At 71.7% G+C, this 19,014-nt stretch carries 19 protein-coding genes; 5 read left to right on the top strand and 14 right to left on the bottom strand.

Translation table 11 applies throughout. The annotated features are described in order from the left end of the window. Positions 1-17: 17 nt before the first annotated feature. Entirely contained in the window at positions 18-1,175 is a 1,158-nt protein-coding gene (locus tag F4558_RS21545) for a DUF3761 domain-containing protein (protein ID WP_053655207.1), read from the bottom strand. A 152-nt stretch (positions 1,176-1,327) separates the two neighbouring features. Between F4558_RS21545 and F4558_RS21550 the strand changes: the two genes are divergently transcribed. Beyond that, positions 1,328-2,881, top strand: a complete 1,554-nt coding sequence (locus F4558_RS21550) for a gluconokinase (protein WP_053655209.1) — start codon at positions 1,328-1,330, stop codon at positions 2,879-2,881. A 90-nt stretch (positions 2,882-2,971) separates the two neighbouring features. On the opposite strand, the gene F4558_RS21555 is transcribed toward F4558_RS21550, so the two are convergent. The 10 genes from F4558_RS21555 to F4558_RS21600 all read right to left on the bottom strand — a co-directional run bounded on the left by F4558_RS21555 (position 2,972) and on the right by F4558_RS21600 (position 12,326). Then, positions 2,972-3,256 carry a putative quinol monooxygenase gene (locus F4558_RS21555; RefSeq protein ID WP_053655211.1) on the bottom strand — a complete coding sequence of 95 codons (285 nt, stop codon included), beginning with the start codon at positions 3,254-3,256 and terminating at the stop codon, positions 2,972-2,974. A 108-nt stretch (positions 3,257-3,364) separates the two neighbouring features. Continuing rightward, positions 3,365-4,183, bottom strand: coding sequence for a hypothetical protein (locus F4558_RS21560; RefSeq protein ID WP_053655213.1), 819 nt, complete (start codon positions 4,181-4,183; stop codon positions 3,365-3,367). Between the two features lie 93 nt (positions 4,184-4,276). Then, positions 4,277-5,035: a MerR family transcriptional regulator gene (locus F4558_RS21565; RefSeq protein WP_053655215.1), complete on the bottom strand. Its 759-nt coding sequence runs from the start codon at positions 5,033-5,035 to the stop codon at positions 4,277-4,279. Positions 5,036-5,085: 50 nt separating this feature from the next. After that, positions 5,086-7,341, bottom strand: coding sequence for a putative bifunctional diguanylate cyclase/phosphodiesterase (locus F4558_RS21570; protein ID WP_197281514.1), 2,256 nt, complete (start codon positions 7,339-7,341; stop codon positions 5,086-5,088). Between the two features lie 151 nt (positions 7,342-7,492). Then, positions 7,493-7,684 (bottom strand): hypothetical protein, encoded by a 192-nt coding sequence (locus tag F4558_RS21575; RefSeq protein ID WP_157552446.1) that lies wholly within the window; start codon positions 7,682-7,684, stop codon positions 7,493-7,495. Continuing rightward, entirely contained in the window at positions 7,677-7,910 is a 234-nt protein-coding gene (locus tag F4558_RS21580) for a zinc-ribbon domain-containing protein (RefSeq protein WP_053655217.1), read from the bottom strand. The genes F4558_RS21575 and F4558_RS21580 overlap by 8 nt, the downstream gene beginning before the upstream one ends. Before the next feature lie 163 nt (positions 7,911-8,073). Continuing rightward, positions 8,074-8,937, bottom strand: a complete 864-nt coding sequence (locus F4558_RS21585) for an SRPBCC family protein (RefSeq protein ID WP_053655219.1) — start codon at positions 8,935-8,937, stop codon at positions 8,074-8,076. Next, positions 8,930-9,487, bottom strand: a complete 558-nt coding sequence (locus F4558_RS21590; RefSeq protein WP_053655221.1) for a winged helix-turn-helix domain-containing protein — start codon at positions 9,485-9,487, stop codon at positions 8,930-8,932. The genes F4558_RS21585 and F4558_RS21590 overlap by 8 nt, the downstream gene beginning before the upstream one ends. A 101-nt stretch (positions 9,488-9,588) precedes the next feature. Next, positions 9,589-10,932 carry a class I SAM-dependent methyltransferase gene (locus tag F4558_RS21595; protein ID WP_053655223.1) on the bottom strand — a complete coding sequence of 448 codons (1,344 nt, stop codon included), beginning with the start codon at positions 10,930-10,932 and terminating at the stop codon, positions 9,589-9,591. Continuing rightward, the gene (locus F4558_RS21600) at positions 10,929-12,326 is read right to left on the bottom strand and encodes an FAD-binding oxidoreductase (protein ID WP_167945777.1); all 1,398 of its coding nucleotides are present in this window, start codon (positions 12,324-12,326) and stop codon (positions 10,929-10,931) included. Before F4558_RS21600 ends, F4558_RS21595 begins: the two co-directional genes overlap by 4 nt. 94 nt (positions 12,327-12,420) lie before the next feature. Here F4558_RS21600 and F4558_RS21605 point away from each other — a divergent pair, with 94 nt between their 5' ends. Genes F4558_RS21605 through F4558_RS21615 form a run of 3 tightly spaced genes read left to right on the top strand, consistent with a single transcriptional unit; the run spans position 12,421 to position 13,962 of the window. Then, positions 12,421-12,891, top strand: a complete 471-nt coding sequence (locus F4558_RS21605; protein WP_209273353.1) for an aminoacyl-tRNA deacylase — start codon at positions 12,421-12,423, stop codon at positions 12,889-12,891. Between the two features lie 39 nt (positions 12,892-12,930). After that, a complete protein-coding gene (locus F4558_RS21610; RefSeq protein WP_053655229.1) occupies positions 12,931-13,215 on the top strand; it encodes a DUF427 domain-containing protein in 285 nt (94 codons plus the stop codon). Positions 13,216-13,260: 45 nt separating this feature from the next. Then, positions 13,261-13,962: an RICIN domain-containing protein gene (locus F4558_RS21615; RefSeq protein WP_167945781.1), complete on the top strand. Its 702-nt coding sequence runs from the start codon at positions 13,261-13,263 to the stop codon at positions 13,960-13,962. 10 nt (positions 13,963-13,972) lie between these two features. Here the strand turns inward: F4558_RS21615 and F4558_RS21620 are convergent, their stop codons facing one another. After that, the gene (locus F4558_RS21620) at positions 13,973-15,328 is read right to left on the bottom strand and encodes an MFS transporter (protein WP_209273354.1); all 1,356 of its coding nucleotides are present in this window, start codon (positions 15,326-15,328) and stop codon (positions 13,973-13,975) included. A gap of 1 nt (position 15,329) precedes the next feature. Here F4558_RS21620 and F4558_RS21625 point away from each other — a divergent pair, with 1 nt between their 5' ends. After that, a complete protein-coding gene (locus F4558_RS21625) occupies positions 15,330-16,436 on the top strand; it encodes a GlxA family transcriptional regulator (protein WP_167945783.1) in 1,107 nt (368 codons plus the stop codon). On the opposite strand, the gene F4558_RS21630 is transcribed toward F4558_RS21625, so the two are convergent. Beyond that, positions 16,410-16,877, bottom strand: a complete 468-nt coding sequence (locus F4558_RS21630; protein WP_167947593.1) for a hypothetical protein — start codon at positions 16,875-16,877, stop codon at positions 16,410-16,412. The genes F4558_RS21625 and F4558_RS21630 overlap by 27 nt on opposite strands. Before the next feature lie 183 nt (positions 16,878-17,060). Continuing rightward, complete coding sequence (locus F4558_RS21635; RefSeq protein ID WP_167945785.1) at positions 17,061-19,013, bottom strand: vWA domain-containing protein; 1,953 nt, start codon at positions 19,011-19,013, stop codon at positions 17,061-17,063. Position 19,014: the final 1 nt, after the last annotated feature.

A 19,014-nucleotide genomic window follows, 5' to 3' on the forward strand; every position in this document is an offset into this window, starting at 1 on the left:
TTCAAGCCCCAAATCGGTCACTTCGTGATCGTTCGACGTACACCCTGGTGCTCGGCGCACGCGCCCGGCCGCCCACCGGCCAGGCTGACCGAGCCGTCCCGGCACTGCACCAGATAGCCCCGACCGGCCCAGAACTGCGGCACGCACTCGAACCAGTCACACACCTCGGCAGCCGGCCGGCGGATCCGGGTGCCGCCGCAGAAGTCGTACCCCAGCGGGTTTTCCGGGGCGCCGCAGCGCGGGTCGCGTGACGGGCTGGACGACGGACGCGGAGACTTCGTCGACTTCGTGGGCTTGGGCGTGCTGGCCTTCGCGGGCGGCGCGGGTACCGGGCGGACCAGCGCGGGCACGGCACTGGAACTAGGCGCCGGGGTGGCCGCGACCGCGACCTCCGCGCCGCCGACGGGATCCGACGGGTTCGAGTCGATGAGCGCCGCCGGCACCAGCAACGCGATGCCGGCCGCCACAGCGACAGTGCGCCGACCACCGGGCACGAACGACAGGAGCCGCGCCTGCGCGGGCGTGGCCACTGCCGGCCGGAACGGTTTGAGCTGGTCGTGCTCGGCGATCAGCTCGTCGAGCTGGGCGAGCACCGCCGGACGTTGCTCGATCGCGTCGGCGAACGCCAGCGTGAGCTTGAACCGGAAGTCCGCCGCCGCGTCGGCGGGCAGCATCAACCCGGAGGTCCGCGGCCGGTCCAACACCTGGATCAGCGTGACCGGCGCCGCCGGGTCGTGGGCCAGGCCGGTCATCCGGCCGTACGCCCAGTCGCGCCGGCCCCGCCCGCCCAACAGCACCAGCCGGCGACTCGTGATGACAGCCATGCCGGCGTCGATGACGCGAACACCGTCCGGGCGGCGTGGGCGCAGCGGCCCGGCCGCCGGGGCGACCGCGAGGTCCGGCGCGGGCAGCACCGTCGTGTGGCGCACCTCGACCAGTTGCGCGGCGGGGAGGGCCCACAGCACCACCTCGCCGTCGCCCAACTCCAGTGGCAGGCCGGCACCGGCTGCGGCGGAGCCGTGGAAGTCGGCGGCCAGTGCGCGGAGCCGCCGTAACTCGTCGTCGCGGCGCCGCCACGCCGCCTCGGCGCCACGGAACGTGCTGACCCGCCGCACGTTCTGCCGGTGCGCCCACCGGTACCGCCAAGTGGAACCCGTCGAATCAGTCTTTGCCACGCCGACTCCTTCGCCGCGCAGACCACCAATCTGGGGTGTCACTGGCTTAACAGCCCCGACACGCCGGCCGGACACGCCAGACTGGACGAAATATCCGATCGGCGGACCAAATCACACGATAGGGCGATATTGCTACGGGAGGAGGTGAGGTCATGCCGCCAGGCACAGCGCCCGGGGTGGTGATCGGGGTCGACATCGGCACCACCAGTACCAAAGCCGTCGCGTACGGCACCGACGGGCGGCAGCTCGCCAGCCACGCGGCCGGCTATCCCCTCAACGACCCGCAGCCCGGGTACGCCGAACAGGACCCGGACGTCATCCTCGCCGCGGTCGTCGGCTCGATCCGCTCGGTGGTGGCCGAACTGTCCACGCCGGTGGCCGGGCTGGCCTTCTGCTCCGCAATGCACAGCCTTATCGGGCTCGACCCGGACGGCAACGCCCTCACCCCGTCGGTGACCTGGGCCGACTCGCGCGCCACACGGCAGGCCGAACGGTTGCGGGCGGTGCCGTCCGGGCTGGCGCTGCACCGCCGCACCGGCACACCGATGCATCCGATGTCGCCACTGCCCAAACTCCTCTGGTACGCCGAGCAGGAGCCGATGCTCTTCGAACGGGTCGCCCACTGGGGCGGCATCAAGGAATGGGTGCTGGGGCGGCTCTGCGACACGCTCGTGATCGACCACTCCATCGCCTCGGCCACCGGGCTGCTGGACATCCACCACCTGGAGTGGGACATCGAGGCGCTGACCATCGCCGGCATCACCGAGGAGCAACTGCCGCAACTGGTCGCCACCACCGCCGTCCTACCCGGGCTCACCCCGTGGGCCGCCGCCGCGGTCGGTCTGCCGCAGCGCACGCCGGTGGTGGTCGGCGCCGGTGACGGGCCGCTGGCGAACCTCGGCCTGGGCGCGGTGCACCCCGGCATGGTGGCCTGCTCGATCGGCACCAGCGGCGCGATTCGGGTCATGGTCGAACGCCCCGGCGTCGACCCGTTGGGCGGAGTGTTCTGCTACGCGCTCACCGAGACTCGCTGGACGGTCGGCGGCGCGATCAACAACGGCGGCATCGTGCTCAAATGGGCAGGCGCGGCGCTCGCACCTGAGCTGGGTGAGCACTCAGAGGCTGAACTCGTCGCCATCGCCGCCCGAGCGCCGGTCGGCTCCGGTGGGCTCATCATGCTGCCGTACCTGCACAGCGAGCGCGCTCCACACTGGAGTGCGCTGCCCCGCGGCGCGTACGTGGGGCTGACCCACGGGCACCGACGCGAACACCTCGTACGGGCCGCCATGGAGGGCGTCTGCCAGCAGCTCGCGCTGGTGCTCAGCTCGGTGCGCGCCGCGGGCAACGAGGTTGGCGAGATCCGAGCCGGCGGCGGCTTCGCCCACAGCGGCCTGTGGCGGCAGATGCTCGCCGACGTGCTCGGCGTACCGGTGCGCTTCCCGGCCGCCCACGAGGGGTCGAGCTTCGGCGCGGCGCTGCTCGGGATGCAGGCGCTGGGGCTGATCCCCAGCATCGACGTGGCCGCCGACCTGGTGCGGATCGACGAGACCATCCGCCCCGACCCGGCCGCCGCCGCCACCTACGCGGCGCTGCTGCCGCTCTTCGCCGAGCTGTACGACGCGCTCGTGCCCGCCTTCACCTCGATGCGCCGGCTGGCGCCCGGCCTACCCGCCCAGCCCGTCACTCCCGCAGGGCCGCCGATGTAGCCGTCGAGGCGACCGGCGACGGTGACGGGTGGGCGGCTGCGCTGTCGTGACGGTGACGTGTGCGCGGCCGTGCTGTCGTGAGCGCCCGGGTCAGGGCGCCTCGACGCCGGAGATCAGGTATCGGTTCACGGCGGCGTCGAGGATGGCAACGGTCTGCTCCTCGCTCGGCCCGGAGTCGCGGAACGCCTCCAGCTGCTCCGGGGATTCCCAGCGCTCGTAGACATGGATCCGCCCCGGCTCCAGCGGATCGGCCGCGAGCAGGAAGTCGAGGCAACCCGGGGTGGCGCGGGCTTGGGCGATGACCTGGGCACAACCGGCCAGATAGGAGTCGCGCGCGTCCGGCTCCACCTGCAAGCTTCCTGCGATGATCAGCATTGGGGTCCTTCCGGGGCCGGCAGTGCTGCTGGGCGTGATGCCTGTGAGTCATTTTGATACCTCTGAGTCATCACGCTATCGAGGACCCGGCCGCCCCGGCGGGTGACCTCACACGCCGGGGATGTTCGCCGGCGGGTTCTCCCCCACCAGGTCCGCCGCCGGCGGGTCGGCCACCACCGGAAGCCCGAAATCCGAGTACGTCAGGTCGAGCTGTGCGGTCTTCGACTGCTCGGTGGCCAGCTCGATCCGGTAGCGGACCAGCCGGCCCTGGTCGTCCACCGTGGCGGTGAACGGCACAGCGGCGGCCCGATCGCCGAGTACCCCGCCGACCGCGCTGCCCAGCACGGCGGCGCTGTCGCGCAGGTCCAGCGTGCCCGCGTACTCCCGGACGCCGGTCTGACGGGCCTTGGCCGGCGCGGTAAGCGTGCTGGCCAGCCGGGTGTTGTCCAGGCCCTTGTTGGCGGCCGGCGAGCCGGGCGCCCCGACGTGCCACCACGTCTTGCCGTCCCATACCGGGATCCGCCGGTCCGGTGCGCTGACCCGCACGTAGACGTCCGGGCCGGTGGTCAACCGTTCGATCTTGACCTCGCCGTTGGGCACCTTCAGCGACGTGGTTTCCAGGCCGCGACGCGCCTTCGGATCCCAGACGAGCACCGTGGCGTCCCCGTCGCCCGCCCCGCCGGTGCCCAGCGTCAGCTTGTACGGCTGCTCGTCCACCTTCGCGGCGGCGGCGGCCAGCACACCGACCGGATCGGTCGGGGCCGGCGCGGGTGACGCACCGGTCGAAGGGCTGGTCGCAGCGGCCGACGTGCCGGCCGACGGACGGCCGGCGTCCGGCTCGTCACCGGCGGCGACCAGGGCCCACACCCCGGCGGCCACCGCCACGGCGAGGACGACGCCGGCGGCGACCAGCTTGGGCTTCTTCACTGTCATCTCCCCCGAGCGGGGCGCCCGCCCGGCCGGTCGCCGATCGACGCTCACCGCGGTGCGGTCCGGCCAGACTAGCCGGACCGCACCGGCTCACGCGCGGCTGATCGCGTTGGCGTGGATCGCCTCGTTGAGGTACTCCGCCAGGCCGGGAGCGATGTTCTCGTAGTGCGCGGTGAACCGCTCGTCGGCAAGGTACATGTCGGCCAGCCCCGTGTGGACCTCGTACGAGCACTCGTAGAACCAGCGGCTGATGACCTGCCGGTGCTCCTCGGCCAACTCCATCGCCTCCGGGCTGTCCGCTGGCGCGCCCGAGGCGAGCACGGCGACGATCCGCCGACCCCACTCCTCGCTCTCCGCCTTGATCCGCAGCCAGTCCTCCTTGCTGTGGCCCGCCACACGCCGGTTCGACTCCCGGTACGCGTCGGTGCCACCCCAACGCCGCTCGGCCTCGGCCTCGTGCTCCTCCGGCTTGAAGTCCCCGAAGACCTCGAAGCGCTCCTCGGGAGTCAGGTGGATGTTCAACTTGCTCGCCTCCATCGCGAACTCGATCGCCGCGACCATCTCCTGCAACCGTTTGATCCGTACCGTCAGCAGCTCGTGCTGCCGCCGCAGGTGCGCGGCCGGGTCGGCCGCCGGTTCATCGATGATCTCCGCGATCTGCTCAAGCGGGAAACCCAGCTCGCGGTAGTACAGGACGAGCTGCAACCGTTGCAGGTCCGCGTCGTCGTAGCGGCGGTAGCCAGCCGCCGTCCGGCCGCTCGGCGAGAGCAGCCCGATCTCGTCGTAGTGGTGCAACGTCCGGACCGTCACGCCGGCGACCCGCGCCACCTGCCCCACCGTGTACGCCATGGTTTCCCTCCCTTCCGGAAACCAGGCTCGTGCCTGCCGCTACGTGAGGGTCAAGCCCGATTCTGACCCACTGTGGCGGCGGCGTCCGGCCTCCCGTACAGATAGCCCTGCCCTCGTGGGCAACCGATCGCGGTGACCGCCTCGTGCTGGCGTTCGGTCTCCACCCCCTCGGCGACCACCGCCAGGTCGAACGCGCCCGCCAGCCGGGTGACCATCTCCACCGTTGCGTGCGCCCGGTCGTCCGACCCGAGCCGGGCCACGAACGACCGGTCGATCTTCAGCTCGGTCGCCGGGATGCGGTGCAGATAGCTCAACGACGAGTAGCCGGTGCCGAAATCGTCGATGGCGATCCGGATGCCCAGGTCCCGGAGCTGACTCAGCCGCTCCAGCACCGCATCGGTGCCGTCGATCAACGCCGACTCGGTCAGCTCCAGGGTCAACGCCCGTGGCGCGAGCCCTGCGGCGCTGGTGGCCGCCGTGACAGTGGCGATCAGATCCGGCCGGTGCAGGTGCGCGGCGGAGATGTTCACCGCGACCGTCGCCTCCGGTGCCCGGTCACGCCAGGTCGCCGCGGCCCGGCACGCCTCGTGGATCACCCAACGGTCGATCGGCACGATCAGCCCGGTCTCCTCGGCCAGCGGCAGGAACCTCGCCGGCGACAGCACCCCCAGCCGGGGGTGCCGCCAGCGCACCAGCGCCTCCGCGCTGCGGACCGCGCCGGTGGCCAGGTCGACGATGGGCTGGAACTCCAGGTGCAGCTGCCCCTCGCCCACCGCCCGGCGCAGGTCGGCGATCAACTCGGCCCGCGAGACGGCCGACTCGCGCAGCGCCGGAGTGCACGTCCGGTACGCGGACTTGCCCGCCGCCTTGGCCGCGTACATGGCGATGTCGGCGTCGCGCAGCAGGTCGGTGTGGGAGGTGTGCTGCGGCCCGTACTCGGCGATGCCGATGCTCGCCGACGGGTGCACCCCGACGTCCTCCTCGCCGTCGGAGGGCCGCAGAGCGTCCAGCAGCCGTTCGGCGAGTCGCTCCGGCGACACCGGGCGGTCACCGTTGACAAGCACGCCGAACTCGTCGCCGCCGACCCGGGCGATGGTCCCGTCATCGCCGACCGCCGCCCGCATCCGCACCGCCAGGCCGGTCAGCAGGGTGTCACCGGTGGCGTGCCCGAATCTGTCGTTCACCTGCTTGAACCCGTCCAGGTCGAGCAGCAGCACGGCCACCGGTCGACCGTCGCGCAGCGCCAGGCGCAGCCGCCGGTTGAACAGCAGCCTGTTGGGCAGGCTGGTGAGCTGGTCGGCGTACGCCAGCCGGCGCAGCCGGACCACCAGCCGCAGGTTCTCGTTGGCGGCCAACCCCTGTCGCACCGCGAGGGCGGCGAGCAGCGCCATCATCGTCAGGAAGATCAGCTGTGGGATCTGCCCGCTGGGCCTGCGCGCGAGGATCACCGCGACGATCGCCCCACCGACCGGCAGGTACGGCAACGCCACGCGCCACCACGGTGGCAGCGGCGACTCGGCGGTCTCGTCGGTGCCGTCGCAGTCCAGCGGCGGCGGGTTCCTGGTGGCCAGGCCGATCAACAGGTAGCTCAACGGCCAGCACAGGTCGATGGGGTGACCGGCGACGTAGTCACCGCGCGCGACAAGCGACACGTAAACGGCGTCGGCGACCACCCGGATGGTGAGGCTCGCCGCGAGCACTCCCATCGGCCGCCACAGCGGTCGGACCGGCCCGGCGACAGCGACCAGGATGGTCAGCTGCATCAGGTCGAAGATCGGGTAGAGCAACCCCAGCGTGCGCGCCGGATCGGCCAGCTCGGCGGCGGCGACGCCCCGGAAGACCAGCACCCAACTGATCGGCACCAGGGCCAACGCGACGATGACCCCGTCCAGCAGCGTCCGTGCTCGACCCACCGCCGTCCGTGGCCCGGAGGGCGAGTTGAGCAGCGCTGCCGTACCGGTGAAGATGCCGGCGGTGAAGATCGCACCCACAAGTGGCGTGTGCGGCAGGTCGTCGCCGACGAGCCGCTGCGCCGTCCAGAGCGCCCGCCCCAACGCGGCGAGCGCCATGGTGGCCGCCAGCAACATCCAGAAGCGGCGCAGCGGCGCCGGGTGACGACGGGCCACTCCGACGCACGCGGCCGTCGCCCAGGCGGCCACCAGCATCCCGCCGATGTCGCTGACCAGCGCGGCGCCGGGCAGTGCGGCGATCAGCCAGCACGCCTCCACAACAATGACAGCAGCCGCGACGTACGCACCGGCAGGGCTGGACGCCCTCGCAGCCTGCTGCACGTCCTGTCGGGACACGGTCGCTCCGGCTCGTCGTCGTGCGTGCACCCTCGGGAGGACCGGTCCACGGCAAACCCCGAAAGCCTAACCACCGCCCGAGTACGCCGCCAGGCCCGAAAGTCTCGCCGTCGGTCGAGGCGACGCCCCGGCGACGCAGGTCATGCAGCGGTCAGCGGCCGGCGGAGCGGTTCCAGGGTGAGCGGGGCAGTGAGGTGCCGGCCAGGGGACGGCGGGCGCGGCGGCGCTTGCGCCGACCGGGGGTGCAGGGCGGGCGCGAGGCGCTGTGCACCTCGGAGCCGGCCGGGGACGGTGGCCGGCGGATCAGCCAGCAGAGGAAGCGTTCCATCGACGGGTCAGCCAACCGGGAGACGCTCGGCGTCGGACTTGGAGATCTCGTACTGCGCCCCGCAGAACGTGCACTGCTGCGCGTAGCGGGTACGGATCGGGATGAGCGGAATGAAGAAGAGGGAGAACTTGGTCGACCGGCGGGTGATCACCTGCGCGGCCTGGTTGCCGCAGTGACGGCAGACCTGCTGCACGACACCGGACCGGTCGACCTTGGTCCGCAGACCGAAGATGAAGAACATTGCCCGCCAGTACCCACTCCACAGCGAAAAGTCACCGGATCGAGCAAGGCGATCGCAGAGCATGGTCCGGGGCAGCACAAGATCGTGCTCGATCCAGGATGTGGCGCCCTCGGGACGAACGAGGCCACCCACATCCCGGATCGAGCACGATCACGGCGAACCCTCAGTTGGCGGGCTCCAGGCCGGGCACCTCCGTGTCGAGCCAGATCGGCTGCCAGGCCGTCTCCTCGTGGAAGCGGCGCAGCTCGGCCAGCCCGGCCACCGACCCACTCCAGGCCGCGTAAGGGGGGTTGCCCTCGTCGAAGCCGCTCTGCACGAAGGTAAGCGTGGTGCGGCCGCCGGATTCGGCGAGCTCCCAACTGGTGACGCCGGTCGGTCCCCAGTCGACTGACATCCTGCGACCCGGCTCCAGGTCCACGATCTTGGCCGCGTACCCGTTCTCGAAGCCGCCCATCGCGTACCGGCCGCCGACCCACGGCTCGATCCCGATCGGGTAGCCGAACCAGGAGCTGGCCTGCTCGGATTCGGTGAGCGACTCCCACACCTTGTCGGCGGGTGCGGCGATGACCAGCTCGCCCCGCAGGTCGGCGGAGGTGAAGTCGGTGCGCGGCAGCAGCGGCCGACCCTCCAGGTGGGAGGCCAGGTTGGCGATGGCCAGCGACCAGTACGTCTGGAGGACGCCGCGGATGCTGGAGCCGCTCATCGCCTCGGCAAAGTCGAAGTGGCTCTGCGTCACCGTCAGCACTGTGCTGTCGGGCCCCTCGGCGGTCAACTGGAACTCGGTGGTGGTCTCCACGCCGTCGAGCAGCCAGCCGAAGCGCAACGTGTCGTCGTCCGCGTGCAGGAGGCGTTGATGCGGGGCGTCACCTTCGGGTGTGTAGCGGCCCCAGAATTCGTACCGCCGGGGCAGCTCGACCTCGGCGTGTTCGGCCAGCCAGAGTCGCAGCTCGGCCGGGTCGGTCACTGCCTGGCGGACGCGCCCGACGGACGCGGAGAGGCGGGCCTGCAGCTTCAGCGGTTCACTCATCGTCGTTGCCTTTCGGATAGCAGGCCACGGCGAGCTTGAAGGCATCCCCTTCGCTGCCGCCGTAGCGGGTGAACAGGTCTTGGAGTGCGGTTTGCAGGTCGTGCAGGAACTGCGGGCGGAGCTCCGCGGGCACCCGGATCTCGCCCGCTACCCCGATCGAGGGCAGCTCGGGCGCGGCGCGGTCGAGGCCGGCGATGTCCGCCTGGACCTCTTCCATCAGGTCGAGCAGGTAGCCCAGGCTCAGCTCGTCGCGTGCACGGCGCAGCCCGATCCGGCCGACGAGCCGGGGTGAGAGCCAGTAGGAGCGGGCGGCGGCCTGGTAGATGCCCTCGGTGATGCCGCGGACCTTGCGCTCGTTGACCAGCTCGACCAGGCCGGCCGCGACGAGCTGCTTGACGTGGTAGTAGACGCGCTGTGGCGTCTGGTCGAGGCGGGCCGCGACCTCCGTGCAGGTGCGCGGCTCGGCCAGTTGCCGCAGCACCTCGACGCGCTGCGGCTTGAGCAGGACCTCGGCCTGCTCGATCTTCTCCAGGTACAGGACATCTCTCATGACAAAATCAGTTTGTACGTACAAAATCTGTTTGTCAATCGCTTCGCGAGAAGCCGCGCCGACTTCCTCGGCGCGGCTTCAGGCGATTGGTCAAGCCCCGGTCAGGCCAGCCAGTCGGGCCGCAGCGGATAGCCGTTGACGCCGTCCGGACCGTTGTGGGTGGCAAGCACCTGGTGCAACTGGATGCCGTTGCGCTCGAACGCCATCCGCGACCCGGCCATGTAGAGCCCCCACACCCGTGCCGTGCCCGCGCCCACCTCAGAGACGCAGAAGTCCCAGTGCTCCACCAGATTGCGGCACCAGGCGGCGAGCGTCAGCGCGTAGTGCTGGCGCAGGTTCTCCTCGTGATGCACCTCAAACCCGGCGTCGTGCACCTCACTGATCAGCCGACCCGGGCCGGCCAACTCGCCGTCCGGGAAGACGTACCTGTCGATGAAGGCGCCCGAGCGGTGCGGCGCCCGATTGTCAGCGCGGGTGATGCAGTGGTTGAGCAGCCGCCCGCCCTGCCGCAGCCGGTCACGCAGCGCACCGAAGTACGCCGGGTAGTTGCGCACCCCGATGTGCTCGGTAAGCCCGATCGAGGAGACCGCGTCGAACTGCTCCGCCGGCGCGTCCCGGTAGTCCATGTGCCGCACCTCGGCCAGCCCGGTCAGCCCCTCCCGCTCGATGGCGGCCTGCGCCCACTGCGCCTGCGCCTTCGACAGGGTCACCCCCAGCGCCTTCACGCCGTACTCGCGCGCCGCGTGCCGGACCATGCCACCCCAGCCGCAGCCCACATCCAGCAGCCGCATCCCCTTCTTCAACCCCAGCTTGCCGGCGACCAGGTCGTACTTCGTCGCCTGGGCCTGCTCCAGGGTGTCGTCCGGAGACCGGTAAACCGCGCACGTGTACGTCATCGACGGGCCGAGAACCTTCTCGTAGAAGGCGTTCGAGACGTCGTAGTGGTGTGAGATGGCAGTGCTGTCGCGGACCCGCGAGTGGACAAGCCCGTTCATCACCCGCTTCCAGCGCGGAAGCGCCTCCTGCGGCGGGGCCGGCGGCGGCATCAGCCGCTCCCAGCCCAGCCCACGCGCCAACGCCAGCCCGTCGGTCAACGACGGCGGACGTAACCGCAGCTCGTCCTTGAGCACCTGCAACGCCTCGTACGGATCACCCGGGTGCACTCCCTGCAACGCCAGGTCGCCGCTGACGTAGGCCCTGGCCATGCCCAGGTCGCCGGGGGCCGTGAGCAGGTACGACAGCCCCCGCTCGGAACGGATCGCCAGGGTGATGCCGGCATCGGACGGGCCGACGGCGCTGCCGTCGTACCCGGTGATGCGCACCGGCAGCGGCCCGGCGGTGACCGCGCGGATGACGTCCGCAACGGTCGGACCCGTGGGCCGGCCGCCCGCCGGCGGGGTGGCGGGGACGCTCGCCGCCCCCTGATCTCGGTCGGTCAGGCTCATGCTCGTGCTACCGCCTTCTCGTACAGTCCCGTCAGCCGCTGGTCCGGGTCGTAGCGGTCCTTCACCGCGCGCCACGTGTCGCCGCCGTAGAGGCGATCGAAGGCTTCCCGGTCGTAGTACGCGTCGGAGTAGAGCGACTTGTGGCCACCCAACTCCGACACCCTGCGTTCGATCGTGCGGTTGACGTCGCCGTCGGCGGCGCCCGGCGCGATCGGCACGCTCCCCCAGAACCCAATGTTGACGTAGTCCTGCCCCGGCCGGAGGGGATACAGCGGCCAGGACCTCGCCGAGCCCGGCCCCGCCGGCTCACGCAACCGCAGCGGGCAGAGCCACACCGGGGTCATCCCCACACTGCCCGCGAACCAGCGCAGGAAGTCGGCGGTGCGGTCCAGCGGGATCTCCACGTCCTGCACGACCCGTTCCCGGGCCGGCTGGCCGCGCAGCCTGTCGACACGGGCCGCCACCTGGTGCCGGTGCTCCAGCCGGACCAGCCGGTGGTAGACGTCGCTGCGTCGGTAACGCGCCGGCCAGAGCCGGCGCAGCACCGGGTGCTGCGCGCCGAACGCCGCCGAACACCAGAACCAGTCGGTGTCCCAGCGCCAGAGATAGTCGTACGCGGTCAGCACGTCCCGGGTGCGCCGACGCAGCGACCGGTAGTAGATCGACTGGCCGGTGTAGTCGCTGGGCGGGCCGGCCGAGTCGGTGAACGTGCCGAGCACCAGGTACGCCTCGCCGGGGCTGAACATCACCCCGTCCATGGCGTCGACGGGCTCACCGGCCCAGGACCGGGTGGCGGTCACCTCGGCTATCGCGTCGGTGAGCGCCTCCAGCCTGGTGAACCGGACGTTGCGCAGCGCCACGTACCTGCCGACGGGTTGCAGTTCGATGCGCAGCCGGGTGGCGTACCCGAGGCTGCCCAGCGAGTTGGGAAACGCCGCGAACAGGTCGGCGTGCTCCCCGTCGGGCCGGGCCGTGACGATCTCGCCGGAGCCGGTGAGGATGTCCAACTCCCGCACCGACTCGTGCGGAAGGCCGTTGCGGAACGACGTCGACTCGATGCCGAGCCCGGTCACCGCACCGCCCAGGGTGATGGTGCGCAACTGCGGCACCACGAGCGGCATCAGCCCGTGCGGCAACGTCGCGTCGACAAGATCCTCGTACGTGCACATGCCCTGCACGTCGGCCGTCCGAGCGGTCGCGTCGACCGAGAGCACCCGGTTGAGACCGCTCACGTCGAGGCCCGGGGTCCGGGGAGCGGACCGGGGGCGGAACAGATTGGAGGTGCGTTTGGCCAGCCGGACAGGCTCGCCAGTGGGCACTGCGGCGTACGACCGCCGCAACGTGTCCACCGCTTCATCATGGTCAATGGGGTGATCCACACGCTCCGCGCGCATGTGATCACCTTACGCCCGCACCCTCGACATTCGTGGGATGTCGCCAGCGGTCATTTCCCGTCCGCTGACAGGCCCGACGGCTACCGTTGCGATCATGCCGTCGCCCGCGATCGCCGCCCTGGATTCCGCCGGGCTCCCGTACCGGTTGGTCAGCCACGGTCCGGTCGGCAGCCTGGCGGAGGCCGCCGCCGCCCGCGGTGTCGCCGTCCCGGACGTGGTGAAGACGATCGTGGTGCGCCGGAGCGTGGACGACCACCTGTTCGTGCTCACCCCCGGCGACCGGGTCATCTCCTGGCCCAAGCTGCGGGCTCTTCTGGGGGTGCACCGCCTCTCCATGCCGGACGCGGCGGGCGCGCTGGCGGCGACCGGCTACGAGCGCGGCACCATCACCCCGTTCGGCGCGAGCACGGCGTGGCCGGTGATCGCCGACGAACGGCTGCGCGGTCGGCAGATCACGCTGGGCGCTGGTGAACGCGGTCTCGCAGTCGCGGTCGACGCCGATGCCGCGATCGCCATGCTCGACGCCACAGTGGCCGACGTCACAGACCCACAGCCGACCCGCTGACCCCTGCCGTCGTCGATGCGGCGGCCTACTGTTGGGGGCATGCCGAAAGCCGTGTGGAACGACCTGGTCGTCGCCGAGAGCGACGACACCGTGCTGGTGGAGGGCAACCACTACTTCCCCCGCTCCGCCCTGCGCGACGACCTGATCCGCGAGTCGCCGACGCACACCGTCTGCCCGTGGAAGGGCACCGCCTCGTACTACACCCTTGAGCACGAGGGCAGCACCAGCCAGGACGCGGTCTGGTACTACCCGGACCCGAAGCCGGACGCCGAGATGGTGCGCGACCGGGTCGCGTTCTGGAAGGACGTCCGGGTCGTCGACTGACCGCCGGGTTGGCTCCGGCGCGCCGCCGTGGGTGAGGATGGCCCCATGTCCGCCCCCGAGGAACGCCCCGAGCCCGCCGGCACCGTCTACGGCGGTCGCCGGGCGCCGCACTCCGGCCTGTTGAGCGACCCGCTGCTGCGGCTGGCGGTGGCGGTCGGGTTGGTCGGCGTACTCGTGGGGGTGCTCTTCGCCACCGGCCTGTTCGACGGTGACGAGGAGCCGGTGGTGCCGGCGACTGTCGGCGCGCCGTCAAGCGTGCCGGAGCCGACCACCGAGGCTGCCGAGCCGAGCCCGACGCCCTCCGCCGAGCCGTCGCCCACCACGCCGGCCGGCCCGCCCACCGGGCCGACTGTGCTGCGGGCCGCCTCCGGGTTGTGCCTCGGTGTCGACGGCGACGGCGAGAAGGCCGAGGCGCAACTGGCCGCGTGCAGCGGCGGCCCGGAGCAGCAGTGGGTGGTCAACCCTGCCGCCGCGGATGTCGTGGCGCTCACCAATGCCGCCTACGGGCAGTGCCTCGACGTCGAGGGCGGCAGTGGGGACGACGGCGCACGGATGATGCAGTTCCCCTGCCACAGCGGGCCCAACCAGCAGTGGCGGCTGAGCGCCACAGGCACCGGCCCGGTGCTGCTGGTGGCGGCGCACAGCGGCAAGTGCGCGCAGCCCGAGGACGACGGCGCCGAGGCCGGCGACGACGTTCGGCAGCGGACCTGCGACGGTCGACCCGCCCAGCAGTGGACGCTCGGCTGAGCGGTCCGCCTCAGCCCCGGAAGCTCCACGCCTTCGGAGCGGTCGCGGCGGCCAGCACGGCCTCCGGCACCGGCCGGCCGGGCCGTCGGCGCAGCAGCAACGACAGCCCGGCAGCGCCGATCGACAGCGCGCCCGCCACGTACCAGGCCATCGCGTAGTCGCCGAGACGGTCGCGGACCAGCCCCGCACCCGTCGCGGCGATCGCCGCCCCGAACTGGTGCGCGGCGAACACCCAGCCGAACACGACAGCACCGGCGTCGCCGAAGTACTCGCGGCACAGCGCCACAGTCGGCGGCACGGTCGCCACCCAGTCCAGGCCGTAGAAGATGATGAACACCAGCATGCTCGGCCGGGCGGTGCCGCTGAACAGGCTCGGCAGCACCAGCAACGACGCACCGCGCAGCGCGTAGTAGGCGCCGAGCAGCAGCCGGCTGTCCACCCGGTCGGTGAGCCAACCGGAGGCGATCGTCCCGACGATGTCGAAGAGCCCGACCAGGGCGAGCAGCCCGGCCGCCGTGGTCTCGGCCATGCCGTGGTCGTGCGCGGCCGGCACGAAATGCGTACCGACGAGGCCGTTCGTCGTCGCGCCGCAGATCGCGAAGCCGCCGGCCAGCAGCCAGAACGGCCGGGTCCGCGCCGCGACGGCCAGCGCACCCAGCGCCCGTCTCGCCGCGCCTCCGCTGGGCGGCGGCACCGCCACGACCTCGGTCGCGCCGTAGGCGGGCAGGTCGAGATCCGCCGGGTGCTCGCGCAGCAACCACACCACCAGGGGTACGACAGCGAGGGCGGCTCCGGCCACGACGAGTGCTGCCGTACGCCAGCCGTGGTCGCGTACCAGCACGGCGATCAGCGGCAGGAAGATCAGCTGCCCGGCCGCCCCGCCCGCGGTCAGCACACCGGTGACGAGGCCCCGGCGGCGGACGAACCAGCGCCCCGTGACGGTCGCCACGAAGGCCAGCGCCATCGACCCGGTGCCCAACCCGACGAGTACGCCCCAGCACAGCAGCAACTGCCAACTCGCCGTCATGAAGACGGTGAGCCCGCTGCCGGCGGCGACCAGCAGAAGCGCCACCGAGACCACCCGGCGGATGCCGAAGCGGTCCATCAGAGCGGCGGCGAACGGCGCGGTGAGCCCGTAGAGCAGCAGGTTTACCGAGACGGCAGCCGAGATGGTCGCCAGCGGCCAGCCGAACTCCGCGTGCAGCGGGTGCAGCAGCACCGACGGGGTGGCCCGGAACCCGGCCGCGCCGACCAACGCCACGAAGGCGACGGCCGCGACCAGCCAGGCGGGATGCAGGCGGCGGTTCTTTCTCACGCCACCAGTCTGGGCGCGGTGCCGATCACCGACGAGTGGCCGGAAAGCCATCATGCGCAATAATCAGGCCATGAGCGTACGCCCGCACCGGATCGCCGTCCTCGCCCTCGACCAGGTGGTCGGCCTCGACCTGGGTACGCCGGCGCAGGTCTTCAGCACCGCCTGGGGAGCCGACGACACGTCCCGCTACGACGTCCGGGTGTGTACTCCCGGCGGGCTGCCGGTACGCAGCACCGCCGGCTTCCAGGTGCTCCCGGACCACGGGCTGGAGTTGCTCGAAACCGCCGACACGGTGATCGTCCCGGGCATCCACGCAGGCACCGCGCTGACCGACGGCAGCATCCAGCCGGAGGTGACCGAGGCGCTGCGCTCGGCGTACGACCGGGGCGCACGGGTGATGTCGATCTGCACCGGGGCGTTCGTGCTGGCTGCCGCCGGCCTGCTCGACGGGCGCCGGGCCACCACCCACTGGGCGTACGCGCAGCGGTTCCGCCGCCTGCACAGCCGGGTGGACCTCGACCCGGCCGTGCTGTTCATCGTCGACGACCGGGTGCTCACCTCGGCCGGAGTGGCCGCCGGCATCGACCTGTGCCTGCACGTCATCCGCCTCGATCACGGCAGCGAGGCCGCCAACCGGGTGGCCCGCCGCTGCGTGATGCCGCCGTGGCGCGACGGCGGTCAGGCGCAGTACATCGAGCAGCCGGTGCCGAAGGTCACCGACACCAGCACCGCGAATACGCGCGAGTGGGTGCGGCAGCGGCTGCACGAGCCGATCGCCCTGCGTGACCTCGCCGAGCACGCACGGATGAGCGTGCGCACCTTCACCCGGCGCTTCCGGTCGGAGACCGGGCTGAGCCCGGCGCAGTGGCTGCTGCAACAGCGCACCGACCACGCTCGGCTGCTGCTGGAGACGACCGACCTCACCGTCGACCAGATCGCCCACCGCAGCGGGTTCAACACCACTGCCGCCCTACGCCAGCAGCTCCACCAGCGCATAGGAGTAAGCCCGACAACCTACCGCCGCACCTTCCACCCCCGCCCGCCTCACTCCCTCCGCGATCTTGCACTTTCGGTCGTGGATCTGCCCGTTACGCCCTCTTTGCCCGGGCAGGAAGTACAAGATCGACGAGAGTCAGGGGTTGGTGCGGAGCGCGTGTAGTTGGGCCTGGTGTTTTGGTAGGTGGACCTTTGCGTGCAGGTTCAGGGTGCGGGACCAGGGCAGGGGCTCGTCGATGTCCAGGTCGGGGCCTTCCCGCAGGCAGGTCGCTACCGGGGTTTCCGCGTTCAGGCCGAGCTGATCGATAAGCGCACAGAGCCGTTCACTGGTGTCGTGCAGCAGCGCGGCCAGGCCACGCATGCCGCCCTGCTCGGCGACCAACGCGTCGAGCTGCGGACGGTGCATGTCGTCCAGGTCGTAGTACGCGTAGGGCGATCCGGCCAGCAAAGCCTCGGTGGCCTGGATCATCAGCTCGTCGTTGGCAACCAGATGCGCCATGATCTGCTCGGCGCTGAGCCGCCCCTGCGGGGCGGGCCCAAACGTCGCCCCGTCGATCTCGGCGAACACCCCGTCGTAGGCCCGCCGCAACCCGCCACTCTCCACCACAACCCCACCCCACCCGCCCCACCCCGTCGATCATGGAGTTGTGGTGCCCAGTTCACCCAGACGAGCACCATTCGTCACCCACCACAACTCCATGATCGACGGGAGAGGGCTGGGGTTGGGGCTGGAGGAGGGGGGAGGGGGCAGGGGGGAGGGGGCAGGGGGGGAGGGGGGAGGGGAGGGTTAGCGGCGGGATTGGCGGGAGCGGAGGTAGTCGGAGACCACGTACTCGCCCAGGTCGTCGGTGTCTGGGGTGAACATGCGGCCTCGGCTGCGGCGGGCCACCGCGTCGACGAAGCGGCGCAGACCCGGGTCGTCGCCAAGCATGAACAGGTTGAGCGTGGCACCGTAGCGGCTGAGCCGGTCGACCTCCCGGACGGTCGCCTCGATCGTCTCCGGCAGCGACGGCCAGTGGAACAGCGCCTCCCCGTCGTCCGGATCCAGATGCGCTGTCGGCTCACCGTCGGTGACCACAAGCACCACCGGCTCGGCGTCCGGGTGCCGGCGCAGGTGCCGGGCGGCCAGCCGCAGCGCGTGCTGGAGGTTGGTGCCCTGCTGCATGTCCGGCTCCACCGCTGCCAACTCCTGCTGGGTGAGCGTCATCGCCTCCCGGCCGAAGCCGACGATCTGCAGCGCGTCCTGCGGGAAGCGCGTCTCCATGAGGTGGGCCAGCGCCAGCGCCGTCTGCTTCATCGGCCCCCAACGACCCTGCGAGATCATCGAGTACGACAGGTCGACGCACAGAACCACCGCCGCAGATGCCCGCTTCTCGGTCTCCAGCACCTCGAAGTCGTCCGCCACGAGCTGCACCGGCACGCTCGGCCCGGCCCGGGTGACCGCCCGCGTGAGGGTGCGTACGACGTCGATTGGCTGCTCGTCGCCGTACTCCCAGGGTCTTGACGCACCACTGACCTCGCCGGCGGCGCCCGCCGAACGCAGGTCGTGCTGGCCTCGCGGCCCGGCGGTCAGCTCGGCGAAGACCCGCCGCAGTGCGGTCCCGCCGAGCCGGCGCAGCGCCTTCGGGCTCAACGTGAGCCCGTCCGCGTCCCGGCTCACCCAGCCCTGCCGCCGCAACTCCCGTTCCAGCTCACGCAGCCGGCGCACGTCGTCGGCGGCGTCCCGGCCCAGGGTACGGGCGACCGCGTCGACGTCCACGTCGTCCAGGGTGGCCCCGGGGTGCTCCTGGTCGAGCTGGTCCAGCAGGTCGTCCAGCTCACCGATCTCGCCGAGCGCCCCGGCCGCGTCGGCGTAGTCCAGTGGTTGCTCGCCCCGGACCCGCTCGCCGCGCCCCCACCGCAGATCCGGCCGCAGCGCCCGCAGGTTCGCGTCCAGCGCTGACAACTCCCCGGCCAGCCGGTCCCCCAGCGACTGCTGCATCAGACCGGCCAGCTCGGCGCGCTGCCGCTCGGAGAGCGAGTTCATCAGCCGCTCACCGGCCGCCGAACGGCGGGCCAGCACGTCGATCAACTCGTCGACCGTTCCCGGCCGCTCCGGGAAGAACTCGCCGTGCCGGCGCATGAACTCGGCGAACGCGTCGGTGGTGTCCTCCGCGCGACCGTGCCGGGCCAGCAGGTCGTTGAGGTCGCGCATCATCTCGGCCAGCCGCTGCTGCGCGGCCGGATCGGCGGACGCGCGTACCGCGTCACGCAGCCCCGCGAACCGCTGACCGAGGACGTCGTCGCGGAGCTGGTCGAGGATCTGCTGGTACGACCGGCGGGCGTCCTCGCTGGCCCACTGGTAGCCGGCCAGTTCCTCCACCGCCCGCGCGGTGGACCGGGGCAGGTTGTCGAGCACCGCCTCGGCGAACCGCGCGTTGTCGTCGTCGCGGCCCCGCAGCTCGTCCCGCTCGGCGGCGAGCGCCTGGTCGAGCAGGGCACGAGCCCGGGTCACGGCGCCGTCCAGGTCGCCCCGGCGCAGCGCCTCCCGGCGCAACCGTCGCGCCCTGGCCGCCAGGTCGTCGAGGCCACCACGCCCCTGCTGGCCACGACGCAGCAGGTTGCGCAGCGCCTCGCGCAGGCTGCCGCCGGCCAGCACCTCGGCGCCGACCGCGTCCACCGCCTCTTGCACGTCGTACGGGGGCGCGAGCGGGTCGGGTCCGCCGCGCCACTGCCCGTACCGGAACCGGTTGCCGGCCACC

The sequence above is a fragment of the Micromonospora profundi genome (assembly GCF_011927785.1).
Classification (GTDB): Bacteria; Actinomycetota; Actinomycetes; order Mycobacteriales; family Micromonosporaceae; genus Micromonospora; species Micromonospora profundi.